The organism is Streptomyces sp. NPDC055078, assembly GCF_053607985.1.
On the sequence record NZ_JBSGUP010000633.1, the window covers coordinates 1 to 4,747 of the forward strand.

At 71.7% G+C, this 4,747-nt stretch carries 4 protein-coding genes; 1 reads left to right on the forward strand and 3 read right to left on the reverse strand.

What is annotated here, in order from left to right; translation table 11 throughout:
* From ACWF94_RS33685 to ACWF94_RS33695, 3 genes are all read right to left on the reverse strand, one after another.
* Positions 1-1,420: bifunctional 3-(3-hydroxy-phenyl)propionate/3-hydroxycinnamic acid hydroxylase (locus ACWF94_RS33685; RefSeq protein WP_453497372.1), on the reverse strand; the 1,420-nt coding region annotated here is incomplete at its 3' end.
* Complete coding sequence (locus ACWF94_RS33690) at positions 1,417-2,625, reverse strand: thiolase family protein (RefSeq protein WP_453497375.1); 1,209 nt, start codon at positions 2,623-2,625, stop codon at positions 1,417-1,419. The genes ACWF94_RS33690 and ACWF94_RS33685, both read right to left, overlap by 4 nt.
* The gene (locus ACWF94_RS33695; protein ID WP_453497378.1) at positions 2,622-3,434 is read right to left on the reverse strand and encodes an enoyl-CoA hydratase/isomerase family protein; all 813 of its coding nucleotides are present in this window, start codon (positions 3,432-3,434) and stop codon (positions 2,622-2,624) included. The genes ACWF94_RS33690 and ACWF94_RS33695 overlap by 4 nt, the downstream gene beginning before the upstream one ends.
* A gap of 430 nt (positions 3,435-3,864) precedes the next feature.
* On the opposite strand from ACWF94_RS33695, the gene ACWF94_RS33700 reads away from it, so the two are divergent.
* Entirely contained in the window at positions 3,865-4,623 is a 759-nt protein-coding gene (locus ACWF94_RS33700) for an IclR family transcriptional regulator (protein ID WP_453497381.1), read from the forward strand.
* Positions 4,624-4,747: the final 124 nt, after the last annotated feature.

Consider the following 4,747-nt stretch of genomic DNA (forward strand, 5'->3'; position numbering starts at 1 on the left):
CGAGGAACCGGTCGCCGACCTCGTCGTCCAGCCGGGCGCCCCCCGCCAGCGTCGGCTGGGGAAAGAGGGATCCCCCGCCCCCGTGGACGAGGGGCCCCGGTGGCAGGGACGGCAGCTGGAACCGCAGCGGACTGGAGTTCTCCCCCGAGAGCAGCCGCCGGTCGCGCTCGGCGGCCTCGTCCGGGTCACTGATGCTCACGAACCGGCCGAACTCGACGGCGGACTCCACCACGCTGCGCACATGCGGGGCCCGCTCGGCCTCGTAGGTGTCCAGCAGGGCCGCGGGCATCCTGCCGCGCAGGACCCTGGCGAGCTTCCAGGCCAGGTTCGAGGCGTCCCGGAGCCCTGAGCACATGCCCTGGCCCAGGAACGGGGGCATCTGGTGCGCCGCGTCGCCCGCGAGCAGGACGCGGCCCGTACGCCAGGACCGGGCGCTCAGCCCGTGGAAGGTGTAGACGGCGCTGCGTTCGATGTCGAACCGCAGTTCCGGGAAGAGGGGGGCCAGCAGCCGGTCCAGGGAGGCGCGTTCCCGCAGGGCCGCCGGATCGTCACCGGGCAGCAGCATGAACTCGGCCCGGTAGCGTCCCCCGGGCATCGGGTTGGCCACATAGGGGCGGCGCGGATCGCAGACCTGTATCGCCTCGGCGAGGAGGTCCTCGCGCCCCAGCCGGTCGACCAGGTCGAGGACGAGCCATTCCTCGTCGAAGCCCAGGCTGTCCAGCGTGATGCCGATGGCCTGGCGGACCGGGCTGGCCGCTCCGTCGCAGCCGATGAGCCAGTCGGCCTCGATCCGTACCGTCTCGCCGGTCGTGTGGTCGAGGCAGTCGGCAGTGACACCGCCGGGGCCGGGTGTCAGGGACGTCATCTCCAGGCCGCGGCGCACCTCCACGCTCTCCATCGCGGTGACGGCACGCTCCAGGGCGCGGTCGAACTCGGGCTGGTAGAAGTACATGCTGGCGGGCAGCCCGGAGGCGCTTCCCTGGTCGCCCGGCACCTGGACCAGCCTGCGCAGCGAGGCGTCGACCAGGGCGAGGCCGCGGTTGGGGATCATCCGGGGCAGCAGTTCGTCCAGGCAGCCGAGTTCCTGGAGTGTGCGCAGGCCGGTGTGGTCGATGTGCGCGGCGCGGGGCAGCGGAAAGACCTCGGTGGACTTCTCCGCCACGAGGACCCGGATGCCGCGCCTGCCCAGCAGGCCCGCCATGGCCATGCCGACCGGACCAAAACCGATGATGGCCACTTCACAGCGGGCGTCCCGGTCTCCGGTGTGCCCGTTCGAGGTGTTCTCGCGTCCGGTGCCCGCCTGTCCGGTGGCCGCCTGTCGGGGGTTTGCGTTCCCGGGGTTCGCGTTCCCGGTGCTTCCGTTCGCCGTGCTCTCGCGTCCCGTGTTCTCGCGTCCCGTGTTCGCGTGTCCCGTGTTCATTTCCCGCCCCGCCCCTCCAGGATCGTCACGGCGATCGCCGCGGTGTCGTCGAGTGCCAGCCCGCCGGCGTTCTCGGCGAGTGCCCAGCGGGCGCCGGGCACCTGCCGGGCCGCCGCGTCGCCGCGCAGTTGCGCGACCAGTTCGGCGATCTGAGCCAGTCCGGTGGCGGCGACCGGGTGGCCGCGCGACTCCAGGCCGCCGCTGGTGTTGACGGGGAGCCGGCCGCCGAGGGTGGTGACGGACCCGGCCACCAGGTCGGAGCCTTCGCCCGGGCCGCAGAATCCGAGTTCCTCGTAGGCCAGCAGTTCGTTGAACGAGATCGAGTCGTGTGTCTCCGCCACATCGATGGAGCCGGGTCCGACACCCGCGCGCCGGTAGGCACGGTCCGCGACCCGGCTCAGCGCGGACCGGCCGTCCACCACTCCGCCCATCCCGATCGCGCAGGCACGTACCCATACCGGCGAGTGCGCGGGGGTGACATCGCGTTCCCTGGTCACCACCACCGCTGCGGCGCCGTCGCCGATGGGCGCGCACATCAGCGCGCGGACCGGTTCCGCGACCGGCCGGGAGGCGAGCACCTTCTCCACGGTCAGCGGCTCGCGGTACTGGGCGAGCGGGTTGTCCGCCGCATGGCGCCGGTTCTTGACGCTGATCCGGGCCAGTGTCCCGGCGGTGAGCCGGTGCCGTGCCGCGTACGCCGCGAGCCTCGGCGGGTACACCGCCGTGACGAAGACGCTCTCCCTGCCCGGGTCGATACCGGAACGGCGCAGGACATCGATGTCGGCGGCACCGTTCAGCGCTCGGTAGGTGAGTGTCCGGTCCTCGCTGCAGAGCTTCTCCACGCCGAGGACGAGCACGGTGTCCGCCTCGCCGGAGCGGACCGCCTGGCAGGCCAGGGCGAGTGCGGACGACGATCCGGCGCAGGCGTTGTCGACGTTGAACACGGGGAGTCCGGTCATTCCCATGTCGCGCAGGATCGTCTGGCCGACGACACTGACCTGACCGGTGACCACGGAGGCCATCGCGTTGGCCACGAACGCCATGTCCAGGTCGGTCTTCTCCAGCCCGGCGTCCCGCAGGGCCGCGTCCACGGCCTCCGCGCCCAGGGACTTCAGAGTGCGGCCCAGGTGGTTGCCGAAGGGCGTCATGCCCGTGCCGATGATCGCCGGGGCCTCCCCCTCACCGGTGATCGCCGGGGCGTTCATGACCCCGATCCGAACTTCTTGGTGAAGGACTCGACGCCGGGCAGGAAGTTCCCTCGTCTCATCGCGTCCCAGTGCAGGGAGTGGTCGAGGTCGAGTGCCTCGGCCAGGGGCAGTTCACGGCCGGTGAACACGGCGCGTCTGGCCGCCGAGAGGCCCACGCGCCCGGCCCGCCGCGCCGCGGTGACCGCGAAGTCCTCCGCGGCCGTGAGCAGTTCGTCCGGCTCGCACAGCACATCGGCCAGACCCAGTTCGGCCGCCCGGCGGGGGGTGACCGGCTGGGCGTGCAGCATGAAGTGCAGGGCGCGGGAGGGGCCCATCAGCCGGCTCAGATACTGGGCGCCGCCCCCACCGCTCGGCAGTACCCCGAACAGCTCCATCTCGGGGGCGCCGATCCGCAGCCGGTCGCGGTCCGCGACGAATCGGAGGTCGCATGCGGCTGCCAGCTCCAGGCCGCCCGCGAGGCAGTGGCCGCCGATCGCGGCGACGGTGAGCAGCGGGCCGCGGCGCAGCCGCAGACACAGCTCGCGGAAGGCGTCCATGGTCCGGTTGAACTCCGCGAGAAGGTGATCCAGCCCGTGCGCGGCGACCGTCCCGGCCATCCAGGAGGCGTCGGCCCCGGCCGAGAAGACCGGCAGCCCGCTGGTGAGGACGACCGCGGCGACCTCCGGGTCGGCGACGGCGTCGTCATAGCGCGCGTTGAGCGCACTGATGAAGTCCGGGTCGATCGCGTTGACGGGAGGCGCGGTCATCGTCCAGACCTGGACGCCCTCCGCTGACCGCGTCGACACGATGTGGTTCAGGTCCCGCATACGTCAGCTCCTTGTCCCGTGGCGGCACCGGAAGCGTGCTGTCCGGGCTCCGCGGTTGATGCCTCGTGGACCGTGACCGGCCCTTCAGCAGGGCGGCCGCCACCGGGACGGCAGTCCAGAGATCGTGTTCCACTCCAGGAGCTTAACATTCTCGCGACATCTGACGTCAATACGTAACAGCCTTGTCGGCCCGAGCCCGGCCCAGCCCGGCAGCTTGCTGGCGGCGCCCGGCCGCCGCGCCGAGGCCGGGCCCGCCCGGCCCGAGGGAACCCCGCCACCGGGTCGGCGCGGGCCGTGAAGGGGCGCACTCCACACGGGTGGACACCCCTGTCGCGGGGCCGGATCGGACGACCGGCCGTGGTACGGCGCGTGGTACATTCTGGCGATGTTCGAAAGTGGCGATACGGCTCGCTCAGCTACCTCCAGCTCGATGCAGAGCATGCATCGGGCCATGCAGATGCTCGAATATCTCGCCGAGAAGCCGATGCGGGCCACGGAGCTGGCCGAACGCACCTCATCGAAGTGGGCGACGGCCCACCGCACCCTGGCCTACCTCCGCGAACACGGATTCGTACGGCGGGACGAGGCCACGGGACTGCATTACGTAGGTCGCAGGCTGTTCGCGATCGGGTCGTCCTACCTGAGTGAACACCCTCTCTTCCACACGGGCGAGCCGCTGATGCGCACCGCGTCCGACCGTGTCGGCGGATTCGTCCAGCTCACCGAGCGCGACGCGTACGCCTCCATCGCGATCGCGAGCGTCGAGCCGCGCCGGCCGATCCCGAGCCTCTCCTACGCCAACACCTACCGCCCCTATCCCCTGCACATCGGCGCCCGGGGACTGGTCCTGCTGGCCTTCGCCCCGGACGAGTTCAGCGATGCGTACGTACGCCACTTCACGGCCGTTGACGACGACGAGACCGTCATCGGCGACCCCGACGCGCTGCACACCACACTTGAGCGGACGAGAAGCGCGGGTCTCGTGACCACGGACCATGACATCACCACGACGACGACGGCGACCGCCGCTCCCGTGCGCAACGCCGAGGGCGTCGTGGTGGCGTCGGCGTGCGTCGTCAACGCGCGGGAGGACGACCACGATCCCGCGGAGGTCCGCGAGGTCGTGCTCGGCCTGGCGAGGTCGCTGTCCCAGCTGATCGGGTGGCGCGGGAAACTGGCGCCTCGGTAGCCGCGGCCCCCGGCACACACCGGCCGCGCACACACCGGCCGCGCTCGGTGCTTCTGCGCCATGTACGCGGCACCGCTGCCGGGCGCCGTGGTCCACTCCGGCGCCTGAAGGCCCGACGCCCGTC